The 21665-nt window shown below is 27.9% G+C and carries 16 protein-coding genes; 6 read left to right on the top strand and 10 right to left on the bottom strand.

The window, feature by feature from the left end:
* Window positions 1-149: 149 nt before the first annotated feature.
* The 5 genes from AVBRAN_RS02385 to AVBRAN_RS02365 form a co-directional block, all read right to left on the bottom strand.
* The gene (locus AVBRAN_RS02385; RefSeq protein WP_239803464.1) at window positions 150-1214 is read right to left on the bottom strand and encodes a site-specific integrase; all 1065 of its coding nucleotides are present in this window, start codon (window positions 1212-1214) and stop codon (window positions 150-152) included.
* A gap of 14 nt (window positions 1215-1228) precedes the next feature.
* On the bottom strand, window positions 1229-1585 hold the full coding sequence (locus tag AVBRAN_RS02380) for a hypothetical protein (protein ID WP_239803463.1): 357 nt from the start codon (window positions 1583-1585) through the stop codon (window positions 1229-1231).
* Window positions 1570-2223, bottom strand: a complete 654-nt coding sequence (locus AVBRAN_RS02375) for a hypothetical protein (protein WP_239803462.1) — start codon at window positions 2221-2223, stop codon at window positions 1570-1572. Before AVBRAN_RS02375 ends, AVBRAN_RS02380 begins: the two co-directional genes overlap by 16 nt.
* A gap of 520 nt (window positions 2224-2743) precedes the next feature.
* A complete protein-coding gene (locus tag AVBRAN_RS02370; RefSeq protein ID WP_239803461.1) occupies window positions 2744-4468 on the bottom strand; it encodes a hypothetical protein in 1725 nt (574 codons plus the stop codon).
* A gap of 1169 nt (window positions 4469-5637) precedes the next feature.
* Entirely contained in the window at window positions 5638-5865 is a 228-nt protein-coding gene (locus AVBRAN_RS02365; protein ID WP_239803460.1) for a hypothetical protein, read from the bottom strand.
* A gap of 304 nt (window positions 5866-6169) precedes the next feature.
* Between AVBRAN_RS02365 and AVBRAN_RS02360 the strand changes: the two genes are divergently transcribed.
* The 4 genes from AVBRAN_RS02360 to AVBRAN_RS02350 all read left to right on the top strand — a co-directional run bounded on the left by AVBRAN_RS02360 (window position 6170) and on the right by AVBRAN_RS02350 (window position 7523).
* A complete protein-coding gene (locus tag AVBRAN_RS02360; RefSeq protein ID WP_239803459.1) occupies window positions 6170-6499 on the top strand; it encodes a hypothetical protein in 330 nt (109 codons plus the stop codon).
* 70 nt (window positions 6500-6569) lie between these two features.
* Complete coding sequence (locus AVBRAN_RS02355; protein ID WP_239803458.1) at window positions 6570-6956, top strand: hypothetical protein; 387 nt, start codon at window positions 6570-6572, stop codon at window positions 6954-6956.
* Window positions 6953-7078: a hypothetical protein gene (locus tag AVBRAN_RS10995; RefSeq protein WP_275591990.1), complete on the top strand. Its 126-nt coding sequence runs from the start codon at window positions 6953-6955 to the stop codon at window positions 7076-7078. Before AVBRAN_RS02355 ends, AVBRAN_RS10995 begins: the two co-directional genes overlap by 4 nt.
* A 10-nt stretch (window positions 7079-7088) precedes the next feature.
* Window positions 7089-7523, top strand: a complete 435-nt coding sequence (locus AVBRAN_RS02350) for a hypothetical protein (protein WP_239803457.1) — start codon at window positions 7089-7091, stop codon at window positions 7521-7523.
* A gap of 172 nt (window positions 7524-7695) precedes the next feature.
* Here AVBRAN_RS02350 and AVBRAN_RS02345 read toward each other — a convergent pair whose 3' ends face one another.
* The 4 genes from AVBRAN_RS02345 to dcm all read right to left on the bottom strand — a co-directional run bounded on the left by AVBRAN_RS02345 (window position 7696) and on the right by dcm (window position 18105).
* Window positions 7696-8268 (bottom strand): hypothetical protein, encoded by a 573-nt coding sequence (locus AVBRAN_RS02345; RefSeq protein WP_239803456.1) that lies wholly within the window; start codon window positions 8266-8268, stop codon window positions 7696-7698.
* A 20-nt stretch (window positions 8269-8288) separates the two neighbouring features.
* Window positions 8289-8444, bottom strand: a complete 156-nt coding sequence (locus AVBRAN_RS02340) for a hypothetical protein (RefSeq protein ID WP_239803455.1) — start codon at window positions 8442-8444, stop codon at window positions 8289-8291.
* A 67-nt stretch (window positions 8445-8511) separates the two neighbouring features.
* Window positions 8512-17100: an SNF2-related protein gene (locus AVBRAN_RS02335; RefSeq protein WP_239803454.1), complete on the bottom strand. Its 8589-nt coding sequence runs from the start codon at window positions 17098-17100 to the stop codon at window positions 8512-8514.
* Between the two features lie 60 nt (window positions 17101-17160).
* Window positions 17161-18105, bottom strand: coding sequence for a DNA (cytosine-5-)-methyltransferase (dcm, locus tag AVBRAN_RS02330; protein WP_239803453.1), 945 nt, complete (start codon window positions 18103-18105; stop codon window positions 17161-17163).
* Between the two features lie 536 nt (window positions 18106-18641).
* Here dcm and AVBRAN_RS02325 point away from each other — a divergent pair.
* Together AVBRAN_RS02325 and AVBRAN_RS02320 are read left to right on the top strand one after the other, a co-directional pair.
* Window positions 18642-19328 carry a DnaJ domain-containing protein gene (locus AVBRAN_RS02325; RefSeq protein ID WP_239803452.1) on the top strand — a complete coding sequence of 229 codons (687 nt, stop codon included), beginning with the start codon at window positions 18642-18644 and terminating at the stop codon, window positions 19326-19328.
* Window positions 19329-19386: 58 nt separating this feature from the next.
* Window positions 19387-20061: a hypothetical protein gene (locus AVBRAN_RS02320; protein WP_239803451.1), complete on the top strand. Its 675-nt coding sequence runs from the start codon at window positions 19387-19389 to the stop codon at window positions 20059-20061.
* Between the two features lie 2 nt (window positions 20062-20063).
* On the opposite strand, the gene AVBRAN_RS02315 is transcribed toward AVBRAN_RS02320, so the two are convergent.
* Window positions 20064-21656 (bottom strand): hypothetical protein, encoded by a 1593-nt coding sequence (locus AVBRAN_RS02315; RefSeq protein WP_239803450.1) that lies wholly within the window; start codon window positions 21654-21656, stop codon window positions 20064-20066.
* Between the last annotated feature and the right edge of the window lie 9 nt (window positions 21657-21665).

Genomic DNA, 21665 nt, shown 5'->3' with positions numbered 1-21665 from the left:
TCAATTCGGAGATACTGAAAAAAAGGGAAAATTAGCGTTTTTTAATTTTTAAAATTGTGCTAATGTTAAAACGCTGATTTGCCTACTAGCTAGGCAAATAAAACTAAAAAACACAATTTAGCACAATTTAGCACAATTTTCTAAAAGCATTATATCAACGCTTTTAGCTCATTTTTTATTGCGTCTATCTTTTCTTTATCTTCTATGTAGGTCGCATAGAAAGATAAAGTTGTGTTTATCTTACTATGACCTAAAGTTTTGCTAATCCAATCAATAGGAATATTTTTACTTAAACATAGAGTGGCAAAAATATGCCTAGTCCAATAAAACTTTAGTTCTCTAAACTCGCTGTCTTTTAAATAATCTTTAAACCTTTTTACTAAAGCACTACTACTTATATAACGCCTTTTTGTTTTAGCACTCGCTAAAACATAGGTTTCATTATATTTATGTTGGGTTTCTAGCATTTGTAAAGCTATTTTAACCTGTGGCAGCATATCAATCACTCTAATTCTGTTGGTTTTAGTGGTGGTTATTTTGCCACTTGAGATATTATATTTAATTGTGATTTTTTCATTCTCATAATCAATACAATCCCAAGTTAAAGCAATCAGTTCGCTATTCCTTATACCAGTGAAACATTTGACAATGATGATTTGTTTTAAAAAATCATCTTTACAATTTTTAATCAAGGTTTTAAGTTCTTCAACGCTTAAAACCTTATCGTTTATACTTACTTTTACCCTTAAATCTTTGAATTTTGTTTTCGGAAAGGCGAATGTTTTTATATCGCCTAACTCTATAGCTTCTTCACATAAAAGCCTTAGCCTATTTACAATATCTTTTTTAAATTCAGCACATAAATCTTTATCATTTAATCTTGCAATAAAATCTTTAACGCTTTTGTAATTTAAGTCTTTTAAAGTTTTAAAGTATGGCATAATGTGATTTCTAAAAATTCTTGCATTATTTTTATTGGTAATTTCTTTTTTACCAACTTGGCTACTTTTTAAAAACCTTTTTACATACTCTTCAAAACTTTCTTTTGAAAGCTTTAAATCTAACTCGTAGTCTTTTACTAGCTTAAAAATGTTTGCTTTTACATAAGCTAAATTGCTTTTATTTGCAATTAGTTTAGTGCTAAACCTAATGATTTTATTCTCTTTATTCGTATAATGAATATAGATTTTATTGTTTCTATTAACAACTTTCATTGCTTCCCCTTTTTTTAAAGATATTGAGAAACAAACAAAAGCTGTTCGCTTTCATCTGCATAGGTATTTTTCGCAAACATAATTAAGTTTTTATCACTACTGCTTAATATTTTTTCGTTTTTAAACATATCTTTAGCTTTAAAAAGTCTCGCCTTCTCGGCATCCTTTTTAAGATAATGTAAAAAATACATATAAGAATATGCTTTTATGTTGTAGCCAGCAATCTCATCACTATCAGCACAAATATTGTCTATAAACTCATCTACATAACAAACATTTTTCAAGGCTTTTTCAAGCCTTAAAATCTCTTGCTTATTAAGTCCTGCACGAATAATCGCAGTGTCTAATAAATCTACTAACTCGCTACGCATTGCTCTATCTCCCAACCTTTAGTGGTGTAGATGGCAGTGTATTTCACGCCGTTTTGGATTATTGTATTGTTAGGTGCTTTTATAAGTTCGCTTATGCTGATATTTTGTGTTTTAAGATTTGCAGCTCTTTTTTGCATTAGATAGTTTTTTGCCTTTTCAGGTAGTAGTTTTATCCACGCATAGGTTATACTCATTTCTAAAGTAGCTGTTGCTAAATCGTAGTCATTTAATGCGTTCAAAAAATTAGCAGTTTTTCTTATTTGTTCGCTGCCAATAACTAATTTCTTTTTTCCACCTTTTTTTGCATAATATTCTTTCTTGAACTCTATGTATTTCATAAATTCATTAAAATCAAACTTTGCATTTTCTTTAATTTCTTCAAAAATTGAAAAATCTAAATCTAATACTTTGAATTTAATAATATCTTTTGAATAATCTAAACTGCCAATAAATCCCTTTTCTGATAAATCTTTTAAGTATTCAATAAGCATTTTTTTACCAACGCCTAATAAAGTTACATAATAATCTAAGGTTCTAGTTTTTATTGTCTTGTATTCTAATAACGCATCTAACATCAATAGTTTTTGCGTATTGTTTAAGTTTGTAGCAAAACGAATATATTCACTTTTTTGTAGCATCATCTATCCTTATAAAAAAATAAAATCAGCTCACATAAAAAAATAAATTATGATTTCCCTTTTTGACAATAATAAGTAAAAGAACTTTTTAATTCATCTTTGATGAATTAAATTCACAAAAATCATTATAAAAAATATATCCTTAAAAAATGCTTAGGAAATAAATTTCCAAAAAAAATTTTTAATATAAACATAGCTTAAATGCTTTATAATTAATAAAATTAGCTTATTTTTAAAATCGTAAAAATGAAAATATATTTCCTTAAAAAATACTTAAAGAATGCTAAAATGCCGATGAAATAGGGCTTTGCCATTTTTTTTTTTTTTTTTTTTTTTTTTTTTTTTTTTTGAATTTAGAGAATTTGAATTTTAATAAATTCTAATAAAGAGATATTATCTAATTAAAAATTTAAATTTAAATTTATTATATTAAATTTAATTTATAAATAAAATATATTAGGGAAGCTTAAATTTTGCTTAAACGAAAGAAAAAAAATAAAAAAGGTGCGAAAAGCCTTATTTAAAGGTCGTTTCGCTCTCCTTGATTATCTGTTTTTTTAAGATGATATTGAGATTTAGCTATATTTTCGGCTGTTTTTGCTTTTTTGACATTAATGTCGGCTTGTTTTTCTTGTAACATTAGTTGCTGCATAGCTTGATTAAAGTCGGCATTTGGGTCTTGCTGGGTGTTTTGGCTCATTTGTTCTATATGCTCTTGCATAATATTTGCAACCTTTCTATAAGTTGCATTCCCACTATCGCTAAACATCATTGGCATTAGTTTATAGACTAATTGCGGGTCTATTGGTGCAATAGTCTTTAAGATTTCGCCCCAAGTTGCAAACTTAAGCTCACTTGCGTCTGTATCAGCTCTAGTAGTTAGTTGTATATCGTATCTATCAAATGAAATTGCATTATTCATTTTAGGCTTTCCGTTTTCATAGATTACTACGCCATTTTCTTGAACTGCTTCGTTAATTGTTTGATAATATATTTCGTAATTTTCTTTATCCACAAGTCTAAAAACCTGCTCCGTATCAAAATAATGCTGAATATAATCAAGCATAATTCTCGCCATATTCTTTTGTAAAGCTATTGTGCTTTGCATATAAAGTTCAAGGCTAATTACACCTGCACGATTACGCTGCATTACGGTTTCTGTGCTTACACGAGTATTTGTAAAGCCTAGCATTTCACTATTAAAACCTACTAGAAATTGTGCTGTGTTACGCTTCTCATTCACTTTTGCAGCTATCTGGCTTATTTCTTGTGCTTGATTATCCACTCTTATCTTATTACCTGACAATGCTCCATCACGCACAGGTAAAATCACATTATCCATACTAGCCCCACGCTCGAACTCTTCAGGGTCATCTACCGCACTTTTTTCATAAAAAATCTTAGTGCTATTTAGCATATTCGCCATTCTATTCTCTGCGTAGTTTATAAAGTCTAATACAGGCTTTAATGTTCTTAAAAAGCCATAAAAATTGTTTTTCTCATCTATATTAAACTTTTGCACCACATAAGGCGTTTTATTAAAGCTTAAAACATTTTTTTCACTTTTAAAAATCGTTTCATTATTCCAAAAGGTTCTGTGCCAAGCGTCGTTTTCTTTATACCAAGTCTCAACTATACGCACAAATTCACTTCCATAGCTATTGGTTATTACGCAACTAGGTGTGATTTTGCCCTTAAAAAGCTTTTTAGCTTCATCAAGGCTGATTAGTTGGATATGATGAAAATATCTGCTATCTTTTGCATTATATTCCTTGCTATAAGGGTCTATGAAAAATGTTTTAGGGTCAATGCGTTTTATGTGAAGCTCTTTGTTAGGTTCGCCCCATCTGTTTGTAGTTTTACTAGCCACGCACCATATCTTAGCGACTGCCACCCCATTCGCAAGGTCTAAAAAAAGCTTTTTGCTTTCTTTTTGCCACTCGTAATCAAATAAACTCTCTAAAATATTGCTAAGCAAAATCGCTAAGTCTTTGTTCCTTTCTTGCGTAGGCAATACCTGTATGTCTAATTGCTCTTGGTTTTTATAGCCTAGCACTTTATTTATAAGCATTGCGAATATGTTTTCGCTTTGCGGTGGTTGTCCTCTTTCTTTAAGGATTGCTAAAACTTCATCACTTAATTGATTGTTGTGATAATACTCGCAGCTTTGCTCGTATTCTTTACGCTCAGCGTATTTCATCTCTTTTGCTTCTTTAAACATTTTTTTGAGTTTATCTAGGTTCATTTTTAAGCCTTAATCTTTTTGTAAAAAGATTACCCAAAACTAAAAACTCATTTTAGTGCCATAAATCGCCCCAAAATCCAAATTCAAGTCGCCCCATTTAAAAATATTTTTTTTGTTTTTATGATTGCTTGGCTTTAAAACAAATTGGCTAATTTTTAAAAGAATTGATTATTTGCATAGCTAGGGGTAATTGTTACGATGGGCAAGATAGCCCCCTATGATTTTACGATTTTTCACTTCTAGGCAATGAGTATTAGTGAGCGTGTTTTGAGTTGTTTTTGTTTAAAAATTTTCGTTTTTGATTTTCTGAATTTGAGCTAAAAATTAGTATAAAAATGTTTATTTGCTTATGTAGTCGTAGTTTTAGCAATATTAAAAAAATTATTGTGTTATAAATTGTGCTAAATTGTGCTAAAAAATCTAAAAAAATAATTTTTGTAAAGATTAAAGTTTTCAATACAAAACATAAATCCATCAAAAAAAAGCAAAAATATTTTTTAGAAAAATTAGAATTTTTAAAAAAATCCTAAAGAATTGTCTAAAAACCTAGCACAAATCGGCGAAAACACTTATTTTTAAAGTTAAAAACCATAAAAAAATAAAAATTTTCCTTTCGGTGGGGGGGGGCGGCGAATTTTAAAAGTGTAAAAAAATCTGATGTGGCGAGTTTATAAAATATGCTTTTAAATTAACAAAAACATATCTAAAATCGTTTTAAATATAAAATTAGTATCTTAGTATGTTTTAGTAAAGTTTTTTGATTTTAAGCGTAATTTTGAAAGATTTAAATCATCCAATTGCTTATAAAAGCTTTCACTCTTATAAGCATTAAAACCGCACCGCAGTTTTTTTGGATTGATTTTGCCTTAAGCTAAAGCTAAGCAGTGCAAGTTTATAATGCTTTTAGGTTTTTTTGAATTGTGCTTTACTTAGAAACTTTTTAAAGTTTTAAGTAAAGCGATTACAAAAATTAAAAATAATTTTAAATCATCTTTAACTCTTAAGCTTTAGCAAAAGACACAAGTATTTTACCAATTTTTCCTTAAAATAAATTTAAATTCTTTATAAAATTAATTGTTTATTAACTTTAGTATGGTATGTGATTTTTTTAAGTGGGGTGGCGAATTTAAATTCTTAAAAAAATAAAGAATTTAAATTCAGAATTAAATCTATTCTTTATTAAATAATTTAGCTAATTTGATTACTTCATCTTTTACACTATCAAAACTTTTTGCCTTCTCATAGTTATCAAACCAGCTCTCAAGCCAAGAAGGCGGCGTGTGATTTTCTCTAGTCCAATTTTGCACGGTTGCGTAAGGAGTGTTTATAAGTTTTGCAAAGTCAGTAAGACTTAATTTCAAATCTTTTAGCTTTTGTTGAAAATCTTCTTTTGTCATTTTTTTTTCCTTTTTTTGATATATGATGATAGTTTAATATATATATGTTAATAAAACATAAAAAATATAAAAAATATTTAAAAACAACATTTATTTAAATTTAATTTAAGAATATTATGTTACATTTCGCTTAATATGTTTTTAAAACGAAAAAAAATAATAAAGAATGTTTTTTAAACATATATATACTAACGAAAGGAGACTAACCAAATGCCATAAAAAACAAAAAAAGATTTTAAAACGGATAAAAAACAAGTTGCTTTTTAAAAAGCCAAAAAACCAAAAAAAATTAAAAGGATAAAAAATGATAGATTTAAATATAAATTTAGAAGACTTCTTAAACGAAGTTGCAAGGGTTATAGTTAGCGAGTTAAAAGATAAGGATTTCTATAATTTAAGTTTAGAAGCACAAATGCTCTTAATTGCTTATAAGCAAGATAATTTCAGTGCTTATGATTTCCAAGAAAAGCACAAACTTTTGCTAAAACACATATTATTTAGAGAACAAATTTCAGAAGATGAGTTCGTAAAGCTTTACGATGATGAAATGTTTTTAGAAGAGATAAGCACTCTTTCTAAAAACACCAACCTAAAAGAGATTTTAACATCTCATTGCAAAAGGCTTTTTGCTTAAGAGCCTTTTAGCCCTTGTTACGAGCAAGGGCTTTTATTTTAAGCAAAAATTATAAATAAAAGGATAAAAAATGAAAAGATTTAACATAAAAGCTTACGCAAAAGCATTTGAAGAGTTTAAAGAATTAGAAATTATTTCAGCAGGTGCTTATCCGAAAGGACATTCAATAAAAAGAATTGTTACAATTGCAGATACAAAAAGCAGCAGGTTTTTAGGCGAAAGCATAGAACTTAGCTTAACAATATATAACGAGACAATAAAAGCTGATATTAGACTTAAATCACCGACAATAGAGCAAGAAGAATATTTAAGCGATAAAGTAGACTTTATCAGCGAAGGCGGATTTAATGATGATATTAGAAAGACATATCATCTTAAAGAAAGGTTTAGAGAACACGAAGAAGCCATAAGTGCTTTAAAAGATTTTTGCAAACTTTATTATAAGGATGCAATATGAATTATTTAGCATTCTTAGAATTAATTAAAAGCGATGAGTTCTTAGCTAAACTCATCACTCATAAAAACCAAACAAAAACGCAAAATCAAGCGTTTAGCAAATACAATTATATTATTTTTTAAAGGAGTTAAAATGAAATTAGAAGAATTAAAAAAGATTTGTGAGCTTAGATTTAAAGATGATAAGTTTATAAATCATAATGATATTTATGAATTATTAAAACCTTTTGCAAGACGCTATCACAATGATAGCACAGGAGATATCGTTTCAGAAGATAAAATTTTGTTTATTCAGGATAGATGGGGTGGCACTTATAAAAAGCCTATTTTTCTAGACAGAGTAGCATTAGAATGCGAAGTTTTAAAAGAAAGCTATGGAAAATCAGGACAACATACTTTTACGCTAAAAAATATAAACACAAATGAAATTTTTTTAATAAAAGGAAGAAATCTGTATAAATATGTAGTTCTTACTAAAAATAGAGATAATCTAAAAAGAGCTAAATTACTAGATGAAAAGCACTTTCGTGGAAAAAAAGCAAGAGTTAAAAATAAAACCAATTTTTAAAAGGAGTGTGATTTTTAATCACATTGTCCTTTTTACTTATACTTTTTCAAATGATTTCACAATCAAAGTTATGAAACTAACATTTACCTAAAACGCATTTATTATAATGCTTTTTTGTTTCAAATCGGTTGTGAAACTATATTTTTTCTTAATTAGATTTTATATTTAAAAATTAAATATTCAATTCTTTTCTTATCTCATCTACTTTTTGCATAGCGTCTTTATATAAAAAATCGGCTGAAAACCAACCTAAATTGTAATTATAATAATTATTATCTTTAGTATAATTAAAAATAAAAGCCTTGCATTTTTTAGAAACTTTTACTATTAAATACTCATTTATTCTAAACTTGAAAATCTTATCAGTATATTTTAGCCTATAAATAATCTTATCAATTTTAAGGAATTTTGTTCTTCTTAAAGTCCTACTAAAAACTTGATTTTTAGATTTATTAGGAGTAATATTGATAATTTTAGCAAAATCAATTTTATGGTTTTTTAAAATACTTGCTTTAATTTCTAAAGCTTTAATAAAAGCATCTTTTATCGTAAAATCTTGATAATTAAATTCATTTATTTTCTCAAAATATACCTTATTTTGATAACTCATTTTAAAATCAAACGCTTTAACATTTCGCTCAAATCTAATATATAAATTATCTTTTATTTTAAAGGTTTTTTTTCTAATATTTTCATCTAATTTAAAATCATTTATAAAATCATCGGTAATTTTAATATTTTTCAAGTTTCAAACCTTTTTTATTTTTATATTAATAAAATAGGGTTAAAATAAAAACTAGCATTTATTTTTTTTAATCTTGTAGGTGAACTGCAGATTTCAAACTTAGATAGAATTAGTGCAATAAATGCTACGCTAGTTGCACTATCACTGCAACCAGCGTTTTTTTTACATAAAATCACTCACTTAAATTATCTTCTTTAGCGATATTTAAAAGCTCATCTTTACTTTTATTTATTAAATCGTTTTTTAAAGCTTAATCTCTTCTTTTATTTCTTCTTTTATAGGCTCATTACTTGGTTGCTCTTTAGCTGCTTTTACTTTTCTTTCAATATCAGCTTTAAGCTCTGCGATTTCATTATTTAGCTTTATGATTTTTTCATCATCATTAAATACTTGCACTTTATATTCTTTTGCTTCGTTGATTTTTTTAAGTGCATTGTATTTTATCTCGCCTTGTTCTTTTACTATATCATCAAACTTAGCAAAACTATTTTTTAATCTTTGCAGTATATTTGTATTATCATCTAAACTAAACTCTTTTACTAAATCAAATCTTGTATCAACTCCATCAATTCTATCATATATAAAAAGCTCATATTTATTAAAGCTTTTTCTTTGATAATTCACATAAACTCCATCATAACTTAACAAAAAATCGTGTGAGTGCTGATTAGCCCTTAAACGCTCTTTTATAAGCTTATTTGTATCAGTATTTTTAGGATATTCTTTACCACCAATTACTACATTCTCGCTTTCTTTTATATCAAGGCTTTTTATTAGCTTTTGCGTTTTATTTGCTTTGCTAAAAAGTGCTTGATTTTTACTTAACATTTGCTCGTTATTAGTGTTTGCAGCTTCAATTGCAGCTTTACTTTCTACTAATTTAGCTCTTTGTTTCATTAGCTCGTGCATTTTAGTTGCTAATTCATTACCATTTGCCAAATTTGACATTGTTTCAAATGGTATATCTCCTACAAAATTTTCAGCACTATTTAAATTGCTATCTTTGGCAAAAAAGGTTCTTGATATATTTTGTTTATGCTTTAATATATCATAAACTTTAGCATCAAAACTCTCTTCTAAAACATAGTTATAACTTTTTACACTAAAATTATCATATATCTTATTTAGCTCATTTCCTTGCCTTTCAGCACGACCAAGTGCTTGCATATAATCAGCTGCGTTCCACGGAGCGTCTATATTGTGTAATGCTACTATGCGTTTTTGCACATTCACTCCAGCTCCAAGTTTTTGCCTTGAACCTATTAAAACTCTAACTTCGCCATCTTGCATTTTTTGTAAAGCTTTTGCTATTTCTTCATTTCTTTTATTCTCGTTTGTGATTTTGTCAAAATCTCTAATATTTACGATTTCGCTTTCTTTAAACTTACCACTTTTTATTAATTTTTCTCTTATCTCATCTTGCATAGCATTTGATTTGTCTAAAAACACAATTTGAGTTCCTTTATCTTTTTCCCAATCCTTAGCCGTATTGATTATATTTTTTACTGCAGTATTTATTTTACTATTTTCATCATCTAAACTACCACCATTTAAACGAATATCAATGCTATCATTCATTCTTGCGGCGTTTAATTCTCCATTTGCTGCAAGTTTTCTAGAATATATTTTATCACTTGAAAAAGTGCCTTCATATTTTTCGCTTAGTCTATTTTCATCATACATTTTTTTATAGTGTTCAAGTCCTGCTAATGCGTGATTATTACTATTATTTAAATCATCATAAAACTTAGCATATAATCTATTTCTAGCTTTATGCTCATCTGTTGGTTTAATAGCCACTTCAATATGCTCTATCTTAGGTGCAAGGCTTCTTAGTTTTTCGTGTGCTATTAAATCTCCATTCTTAGCACGGATTTCCCAAATTTCTTTAAGCTCTTTATTACTCATATAATCCATCACGCTAAAAAGCATATTTTTAAGAGTTTTAATATTTACAATATCAGTTATTCTAGTAGCTTCTACTAGCTCGTTTTTTGCATTAGGCTCTAGCACTGCTTCAATTTTTGCGTGTGCGTTTATAAAATCATCAAGTGAGTGTATGTTATACGCTTTTAATTCATCAGGTTTTAGCATTCTCATATATGAATATAGCTCTGTTATGCTATTACTTAGCGGTGTTCCTGTCGCAAAAACAATTCTTTTATCATTATCTCTTAAAAAGCTAGTTTTTATATACATATCGTAAGCTATTTCACTTGCGTCGTTTGCACCAAGTCCTTTTAAGTTTTTAAAACTTGAATAAAAGCTCATATTCTTAAACTTATGTGCTTCATCTACAAATAAAGCGTCAATTCCTAAGTCGTCAAAAAACACATTATCTTTTTCTTTATTTGCAATTTCAAGTCTATTTTTTAACTTGTTTTGGGCGTTTTCTAGTCTTGTTGTTAGATTTTTAATGTTTATATTATCATTATCTTTTGCTTTAATTCTTTTTATCGTGCTTTCTAGCTCATCTATTTCGCTTTTAATAAAATTAGCTTCATATTCAGTATTTATTTTTATATTTTTAAAATTATCGTGGCTTATGATACATACATCAAAATCATTGTATTTCATCATATTAAGAGTTTTTAAACGATTTGCTTTATCAAACTTATCTATCATTAAGATTTTGCTATTTGGATATAAGAATTTAAACTCATTAGCAAATTGACCTACAACCGCCTTTGGCGTTATTATCATACTTCTATTTGCTTTGCCAACTTCTTTAAGTTTCATTACGCTACTTGCAATACTCATAGTTTTACCAAGTCCCATTTCGTGAGCTATAAAAGTTGCTTTATTATCAAGAACCCTTGCCACTGCACTTTTTTGATGGTCGTAAAGACTAATATCAGCATTCATTCCTGCAACGCTAATATGTGAGTTTTCATAAGATTTGTTTATCTTTGCATTTAGCTTATATACACTTTCTTCAATTTCATTTGCATAATTACTTCTTACATAATTATCAAATTTAAGCTTAATATCGTTTATAATGCCTTTTAAAGCTTGTGTGCCTTTATCACTAATTACTAGCTTTTTGTCTATATATTTTTGAGCTACGATTTGCTTATTATTTAAAATAATATCAGCAAAATCGCTAATATCATAAGTTTTATATAAATCATCTACTACTAACTTATGCTCTCCAAGTTCGCTAAAAATAATATCTATTTTACTCGTGTTTGGCTCTTTAATAATATCTTTTATATTAGCTTTATAAGTATCACTAAAAAAGTCTTTTATATATTTTTCTTTTATGATATTTGAACTCATAGAAAAGCTAATATCATCTATTTTAATCCTTTCGGGCAAGGCGTTTTCTAGTTTTTCAAGTGTTTTTAATTGATATTCATCTAAGTTTTTTGCATTTTTAAATTCTGCTATTTTTTCTAATAAATCTCCACTTAAAAGCTCATTTGTATCTACTAATTCGCCATTATGATTTTTAAGCACCAATTCTTTATCTAAAAGCTCTTTTTCAATCTCTCTAACACTAAATTTATTATCTAGCAACTCGCTTAAGCTTTGAGAATTAAATGCGTAGTTTTTGTTTTGATTATAATAGAATGCGTCAGTTATGCTTTTAGGCTTACTTTCAACTTTTACAGGATTAAACACCCTTTTATTAAAAATATCATTTTTATAGTATTTTTTAGTTTTTTCATCGTATCTAATTAATGCTTTTAGCTCATAAGCATAAGCGTCGTTTTCAAGTCCGTATTTTAAAGCGTGTGAATTAAATATATTATCATTTTTTAGCTTTTTTGCTAAGGTATCATAATCACTATTTAGTTTGGTTCTAAGTAGATTTATAGTATCTAATTTAGCGTCGCTTAACTCTGCTTCTCTTAAGCTATTTAATGTGGTTCTTAGGGCTTTTATATTAGGATATAGTTCAATGAATTTTTTATAAGCACTTGCTCTTGTTTTATCAAGTTCATTTAAATTTATTTCGCTATCGTTAAAATATACTTTATTATCTTTTACATAAACTTCGCCAGCTCTTATTTCATCAGCGTTTTTATTGTAATATTCTCTAGCTTTTAGTAGTGGTTGGTCTAATTCTTTGTTAATTATTGGATTTTTTTCGTATTCATAGATTTTAATACTATCTATATTAATCCTTATATCATCATTTGCGTGAGCTTTTTCTAATGCTCCACCACTAAAAATATCTTCTAATTTACCATATTGATTTGTTTTTTGGCTCTTACTTGCACCTAGTAAGTTTTGTGGATATTTTTCATAAAAATTATTTAGCATTACATCTATGTTTTGCCCTGTGCCTTTGCGTAAAAAGATAATATCAGTATTAATATCTGTATCTTTAAACGCCTTATTAGGCACTTTTATCATCGTAATAAAATCAGCGTTTTTATGAAGAAATTCTTTCATAGCATTATCCATATTATCAATAAAACTATGAGTTATTATCATACCTAAAACGCCGTTTTCATTTAAATCATCTATCATTTTTTTAGTAAATGCGTTGTGTATATTTAGCTCTTCATTTTTATAAAAAGTTTTTATATTGCCATAAGGTGGATTTGCTAAGATGAAATTAGCCTTAGCACTTGTTTTTATATAATCATCATTTATTAATTTTGATGATGGATAAAGCTGCTTTGTAAATCTTGCAATAACAGGATTTAGCTCAACTAAATTAAAGTTATATTCGTTTTTGTTTCTAACGAATGCACCAAGCCCAACGCTAGGCTCAAGGATTAAATCTCCTTTATTTAAGCCTAGCTTTTTCATTATCTCATACATATTATTTACAATTGCAGTAGGGGTAAAATATGCGTCTAGCGTAGCTCTTTTTAATTGCTCTATCTCGCTATCATCTAAAAACTCTTTTAATTCTTTTAGATATTTACTATCTTTGCTAAACACTTTTTGTGCGTCTTTACCAAATCCACTAAAAGAAGCTAGTAATCTTTGTTCTTCTTCATTAGCAATTCTTTCTGTGTTCTCAAGCTCTTTTAATAACTTTAAGCTTTGTATATTTGTATTAATATTTGCTTTATCAATTGTTCCTGCATAATTTTTAGTAGCTTCGCTTAAAGCCCTTTGCTCTTTTGCTTCTTTTATGCTCTCATTTAATACTTTTTCATCACTTAAATCTTTAGCTACCTTTTGCTTAGCTTTTTTAGTAGCTAAATGATTAATCGTTTCTTTTTTTTCTAGCTCAACACCTGTGATAATATTCTCTTCGCTTCTTGCATATTGTTGTCGTATTCTGCTATCTCGTTCAAATCTATTAGTATCAGCAATCGCTCTAAATCGCTCATTACCATTCTCCTGTAATTCTCCTGCTTTTGTGTGTGTTGCGGTGGGTAAATTTCTTGTGTTATCACTTGCCAATTCTGTGTTATCGTATCTAGTATTATCCATAGTTTTTTCTGCATTAAGGCTATTAGCATTTCGTTGCTCTGATAATCCAGCCAAGTCGGCATCAGATGATTGCTTAGATACTTTATCTGCCAATCGTTCATCTTGATTTTCTCGTATTCTAGTATCTGTCTTAGTAAGCTCTCTTCTTCTATCCCCGCCAAATTCACTTCTAAACTCTGTTGCTCTTCCTTCGTTAAGGACATTATAGCTTCCCTTAATGCCATTATCTTGCGATAATTCGTTAAATTCACCAATTCTGTTGAATGTAGCACCTTTTGAATTTGTTCTATCATCTAAATAACTCCTTTTATAAAATTCTTCTTCATTATCATTTATTTTATTTATATATTTCTTAAAATCCATTTTAAATATTTCATTATCAGCTCCTAAGCTGCCTAATTCATCAAATGGTCTTAAAGTCATTTTATTAGCTTCTTCTTTAGTAAATCCCACATCCATCAAATCAGCTTTGCCTGAATTAGGTGTAACATTATCTAAATCTATTTCACGCTCTTTTACTTTTCTTGGTGTTCCTTTTTCGCTCTCTTTTATGATTTCATCTTTGATATCCACCATTTTTTGAGTATCATCTACCATCTCTTTTAAAATACTTGCATAGGCTAATTTGCTATCTTTTGCCAAGTTATAGCTCATTTTTAGGTAGTCGTTAAAATCATTTATATTTTTAGATTGTTTAATGCCTTGCAGGATATGATATTGAAACGACGCTTTTTTACCACTATCAGTCCAAAACATATATTTTTTTAAGCTCTGCATAAAAAGATTTGAAAGCATTGTAAAAAATCTTGTTATTACATTTTGGCTAATACCTTGTGATAATTGCTCGGTAGCATCTTTACCAATAGCTTTTAAAATTTTTATATCATTTGCAAAAAACTTAGAATATGTATCAATTAACTCCACCATATCTTTGCTAGTTTGCGATAAAAAGTTATATCCTTTTAAGCCATCTGCGATTTTACCATAATCATAACTTACAATTTCGCTTAATCTTTGTGTATGGATTTTCTTATTAATATTTCTTTCTATTATAGAAAACTCTATTTTTGCCCTTTCACTATCGCTTAGTTTTGATATAAACCTATGGAAATAATTTTCGCCTGTTTCATTTCTAATATCATCTTTTAATAATTTTTCATAAGCATTTAAAAAGGCGTTATTATCTAACAATCTTTTATCTAAAGTTTCTTGTAAGCCTATCGTATCATCTAATAAAACTGATTTATAGAAGTGATAATCATCATTTACGGCTCTAAATTCTTTTGCTAATTCTTTATGTCCGTTCTTTTCAAGCTTTTCTAAATAATCATATATTTTACTATCTAAAATATCTTTTAAAGCTTTATAATCTTTCTTTAAAGCACCTTTATTTGTATTTGAATAGTAATAACTATAAAGCTCTTTTCTAATTTCTATTAGTTCATTAGCATTAAAGCTTTTTAGATTATGCTTATCATCAAAAACGATATTTTCAAATCCCCTAAAAAACTTTTCTCTTTTTTGTCTACTTGTTAAATGTGCGATATTTGTATCGCTTTCTAAAAAATTATTTAATAGCTTTGAAAATTCTTTAATATCTACTTTATGATTTTCATTTTTGTCAATTTTCTTTATTTTTTCATAGATATTTGCATAGTTATTTTTAATCTCATCAATATTTTTAAATATGATTTTGCTTATTTCTTCTTCACTTACATTATCTTTTATTTGTCCCATAAAATTATGAAAAGCTCTTGTATGAATTCCTATTATGTTTTTTTCTAAAAGTGGTGCGTAGCTTATGTTTTTCTGCACTGCTTCTATTAAGTTATCTGCACCTTGTTCGCTAACTAATGCCTTTAATAGCATTTCTTTTTGTGATTTTGTAATCTCTTCTTGAGCGAAACGATTAGCTATTACTCCTACTACTTTATCTGCAAATTTTTCTCTTACTTCGTGATTATGTTTTATTTCACTTAAATCAGCAAATTTATATTTTTCATTTGCATTAAGTAATACTTCATATACATCATCTTCTATTTGCAAACCTTTAGTGTAATTTTCTGCTGCTCCAATACCTTGACCACCTATAAATTTACTCGCTCGTTTTTTTGCATTAGTAGGTATTATTTTACCTATGGTCATATTAAAACCTTTTGAAATTAGTTTTGGTGTATTTAATACTCCTAAAGCACCTATATCAGCAACCGCAGAAAAAGCGGCTGCTTCTTTTGCTTTTTTTAATGCTTCATCCCAATTGCCATCTACACCTAATTCGTTGACATTTTTATAATAATCAACTATAGAACCACCACTAGCAGCTAAAGCAGCCGCTGTGATTGAACCTGCTAATTCTGTAGCTAAAGTTGCTCCAAGTCTTGCTCCTAAAGTATTTTTAGCAATAATTCCGCCACCTAAGGCACCTGCAGCAGTTAGAGTTGTTTCAAATGGTGCAGCTTTTAAATCAGACCATATACTATTGCTATCTCCAAGAAATATCTTTTTACCTGTAATATTATCAATCGCATAATAATTTTTACCATCTTGAGTAATTTGGCTATTATAGTTTTTGTTAAAATATGAATTAACTTGAGCTTTTACTACAGCAGTCTTGTCTAACAATTCAGCTTTATCATTATTATCTCCTATTGCTGCTTTTATAATATCTGAATAATCAGTATATAAATGATTAGCCTTTGCTGCTATATCATTAAACTTATTATTGACTTCATTTAACGCTAACATTCTATCTAATATAAAATTATCAAGGGGCTTGATTTTTTCTTGTTTTAGGGCTTGATTTTCAATGTAATTAAAATAAGCTTCTGAATTAAAATCATTTTTATCTATTTTATAATGAGCAAATAAGCCATCATCTTCTAAATCTTGCATACCTTGATTTGTAAAATCATTTATTTGTTTTACTACATTATTTGCATATGTAACAACATCTTCTCCTTTGTTAAATTGTCTATAATTTTTAACTAATTTATTTATGAAACTATCGCTTTTTATTTTAGTATTTTGCTTAATCTCATTAGTATAAAAATCAAATTCTTCTCTTTCTTTTTTAGTTATATCATTAATATAACCTGTAATATCACTTTTATTATCTTTTGCTATCTCATTTAAAGTTTTCATTTCATTTATATTATTAGATATCTTAGTTTTATCATTAAATGCTTGTCCTACTTGTTGCATAGGCGTTTGCGTAGGCGTTTGTGTTGGCTCTTGTGTAGGTGTTTGCGTAGGCGTTTGATTAGGTGTTTGTAAAAACTCATTATCGCTTGTATTTATATCAGCGATTATGCTCTCTACTTGTTTTGTAGCAATATTGTCAATCGCTTTACTTTTTGCTTTTGCTTTTTCATCTATTAAACTTTTAAACTCTTTATCTTCATTATATAATTTTTGAAATTCTTCATAAGTCATCAAAACTCCTTTTAATTAAATTAAAAAGAGTTTAGCGTTTTGTAAAATCTCATTTTAGTGCTATAAATTATACTTTAAAGCTTCTTTGATACTTAATGCGATTTCTTTTATGAGTGGCACTACGACACTATTACCTGCTGCTATGTAAAGTTGTGTTTTAGATATATCCTTTGGATAAATAAAATTATCAGGATAGCCTTGCAGTTTAAAGCATTCTTTAGGAGTTAATACTCTAATCCTATCATCACTTGTTTTTATAAAAGGTGTTCTACCACCACCCTTGCCCATACTTGCAAGTAAGCAAGGACATACATTATCTTTATTTGTTCTAGCTTGTTTGAATGCAATAGTATATATTTTATATTTTTCTATATCTTTTACTAATTCATATCTAGTAAAACTCTCTTTTATATAATATTTCTCATCTAATAAAGCATTAAAATCTACGAAATCTTTAATGCTTTTAGTTAAAGGCACTTTTTTTAAAGGTTTGTATCTTTCATAAGCTCTTTTATCTTTAAATCCGATTATAAATATTCTCTCACGATTTTGCGGGATATTTGCATATTCCTTTGCATTATAAATATTTATATGTAAGTAATATCCTAAATCCTTAAGAGTATTTTTAATAATATTTAGCGTTTTACCCTTATCGTGATTTACAAGTCCTTTTACATTTTCAAGCATAAAGGCTTTTGGATTTTTAAGCTTTATCATTCTTGCAAGTTCAAAAAAGCAATTACCATTAACTTTGTCATTAAATCCAAGCTTAAGACCAGCAAGGCTAAAGCTTTGACAAGGAAAACCACCCACTATTACATCACAATTAGGCACATTATCTACATCTTTTATATCTTTAATATCTACTTTGTGTTTGAAGTTTGCTTCGTATATTTTAGCTGCTAGTGGATTTATCTCATTTGCATAAATTATATTAAATCCAGCTTGGCTAAATCCAAGTTCAATCCCACCACTACCTGCAAAAAATCCCGCAACTTTTAGCATTTGTCTATCCTTTTTATTTTCAAGATAGCGTAAAGCTAAAAGTCGTTTTAGTGCCGTAAAGTGGTTATTTCCAAAACGGAAAATACCATAAAAATATTATTTAAAATGTTTTTAATAAAAATTAATTTATAATATGATTTGCTTTTTGCCTTAGGCTTGTTAGGGTGGAAAGGTGGTAATATGGGAGAAACAATTATTTTAATCGTTTTAATCATAGCTTTACTTAGAACCTTAAAAAAGTTCTAAGTAAAACACTTTTTTAATTCTCTAATCAAATTATAGTGAAGCACGGCTTAGCCTAAGCTTAAAGCAATTCACCTAACCCTAGCAAATTAGCCGTGTTTTGCTAGGGTTTATAAATAGTATAACAATAAGAATAATCTATAATTAAAATTGTTTTTTTTATGTTTTTTCATTTATTCTGTCCTTTCTTATATTTAATATAACTAAAAGTTAAAAGTCGTTTTATGCTATAAATATAAATATTAAAATATTTTTTAGTTTATTTTATTTATAATGTGTTAAAAAGGATTTTTTTGGCAGATTTTATAATAGGGCTTGTTGGAATTGGATTTGTATTGGCAATAGCTGCTCTTGCTTCAGGTTTAATGAAAATTGCTATACCAATTTTAACTGCTATCGGTGGGGTTATTATTGGATTTGCTGTGTTGCGTTGGTTTTTAAATTTTTTATTTTCAGATAAAAGAGAAAAAGAAAAAACCATTGCGATATGTAAAGAGATATTGAGCGATATAACAGAAGATATGGTAGGTGATAATAAAAATTGCGATTTAGGAAAGCTATTAGAAGAAAATAATAAACGCAATGAAGAAGATTTGCAAACCAATACAATGGATAATCACTATGAAATATTGGGTATTGATTATAATGCCAACCTAGATGAGATTGTAAATGCTTATGAAAATAAAAAAGCTCTCTTGATTGAAGATTATGGCACAGCTACTAACAAAAAAGGCAAAAGATTGTTTAAAGCCTACGCAACTCTTAGTGATGAAACAAGTAGAGCAAAATACGATGAAGAGTATAAGCAGTTTTTACATCGGCATAGCAAGGTATATTCAAAATTAGTCCCTATGTTTAAGAAAAATGAAGATTTATATAAAACGACAAATGATTATGAATACGAGAAGTTAAACAAGCCAAAATACTTAGGTAGACCAAAAAGAATTAGTGAAATTACTAAGAAAGTAGATTATAGGTGATTTCTTGTATAATAATTTATGTTTTTTTTAATTTTTAATATATTTAAAAAGGATTTTAATGGCTGAATTCATAGGCAGTTTAATTGGACTATGCGTAATGTTAGCATTTGCTTCTGGTGCAATGTGGTTATTAGTGCATATTGCCCCTTTTTTAATAGGCATAGGTGCAATTGTTATAATTTTATTTTTAATTATTGGTTTTATTGGTTTTCTTTTTTCTGATGAATCTAGCGAAAAAGATAAACAAAAATCCATAGCTTCAAATGATAGCTTGAATGTTAATAGTAAAAAAGAACAAGATACCGAAACTATAATGCTAGATTATTATAAAATCTTAGGTGTTAGTAGGGCAGCTAGTTTAGATGAAATCATAAATGCTTATGAAGATAAAAAAGAAGAATTAATTAACGAATATGGCACAGCACTTAATAAAAAAGGTGAACTTTATCTTAAAGTTTATTCAATTCTTAGTGATGAAACAAGTAGAACAAAATACGATGAAGAGTGTAAATTATGTCTACATCAACATAGTGGAATTTATAATAATCTAGTTCCTATGATGAAAAAGAATGAAAATCTTTACAATAAAACTAATTCAGAAGAGCAGTTAATAGAAGATAAACATACAAAAGATAGCAATTTAAGTTATAATCAATGGGATTGGAAAAGAGCTTTAATAATAGCCTTAATATTAGGCTTGGCTCCTATATTATTAAAGTTTTTCCTGTCTTAGTTTTATGCAAATGGGCTTCTTTTAGCTAATTCTAGCGTAGGATTTGTAGGATTTTTATTACTGCTTGTAGTTTCGGTATATTGTTTTAAAACCAAATTTATCTCATTATCTTCGCTATTGAAATCATCTCTAACCTTTTTATTAAAACCACCGACATTAGATACTAGATTTTTAACATCATTGCCATAACTATCTCCTATATTTAAAGCTTGTCCTATGATATAATCATCAAGTGAGCTAAGACTTTGCCTAAAAGCGTTTAAGTTGTTTGCAAAAGTTGTTGGGTCATCAACTAATTTAGTTAAATTCTGATATTCTTTAGATAATGTTTTGCCTTTTTCTGCACTTAATCTTGCTTTTATTTGTGTCATTACGGATTCTAATTCTTTCATATCAAAAGTAGAGCCAACCATATTAGCAGCTACGCTATAAATCTTATTATTTATACCAAACCATCCTACCTTATCACTTAAATAAGCTGCTTTATTAATTAGGTTTTTTACTTCTTTTAAATTCTCTAAGTTCGTAAAAGCGTCTTTTGCTATTTCTTTACTTGTTTTAGTTTCAAGAATTTTATATATATCAGATAAATCTGATTTGTATATTGTATTTTGATAGTTCATTAAGGTATTATTTTTATTTTCTAGGTCTTTTTTTGCACCATCTAATTCTTGTATTTGTTTTGCTTTTTCTTCATCGCTAATTAAATGATTATTTCTTATAGAACTGATTTGATTTTTAATATTAGTTATATCTTTATTATTTTTGTTAATTTCTTCTTTTAATAGTTTTTCTTTGTTAAGGTTGTTAAATATTTCGTTCGTATCTATTCCACTTGTTGCATTTGCACCATTGCCACCTTTACTATAAGGACTAAACCCTTGTGTTATAATGCTATTTGTTTGTGCGGTTTGTGGCAAATATTTTGCAAAATTTATTTTCTTTCTATGAATTTCACTTAATTTATTAACTCTTTGACTATCGTTTAATAGTGGATTATTGAGTGTATAATTATACTCATCATCAAGGTTTTTTACATAACCATTCTTTAAATCATCTCCTTTTAAGTTAGGAAACTTGAGTGAAAACTCATTAAAATCACTCATTACTTTTTTAGCTTCTTCTTGTTCTTTGTAGGCTTGGTCTTTAAAAAACATATTTTGCTTACGCTCATTTATAATTGAATAGGTATTGCTTAAGTTTACTTTGTGATTTTCCTTTTGCATTTTAAATATTTCAGGTTGTGTTTTTGTAGCGAATTGATTTTGCTTTAGAGTTTCCATATCGTTTGCGGTTTTTATTTGCTCTTGTGCGATTTTATTATTTTTAGTTTGTCTAGCTATATCTAAATCAATTGCACCTTTTTGCACTTGATTTTCTAGGTTCTCTGTTCCTAGCTTAATCGCTCTAATCCTATCATCTTGAGTAGCTCTTTCATAGCCTAATCTCAAGTCACTTAAATCTATTTCATTTTGGCTTAGTCTAGTTCTAATGTAATTATTATACATTTCTTTAAAGCCATCTCCAACTGCTTGCCATTCATTTTTATCAGGCTTTGCCATATTTAGCAAATTACTATCTACATATTGTCCCATTTTATCTCC

This window comes from Campylobacter sp. RM12651 (assembly GCF_022369475.1).
Lineage (GTDB): Bacteria > Campylobacterota > Campylobacteria > Campylobacterales > Campylobacteraceae > Campylobacter_E.
The sequence above is the reverse complement of the archived record's forward strand: the minus strand, read 5'-3'. Positions and strand labels throughout refer to the sequence as shown.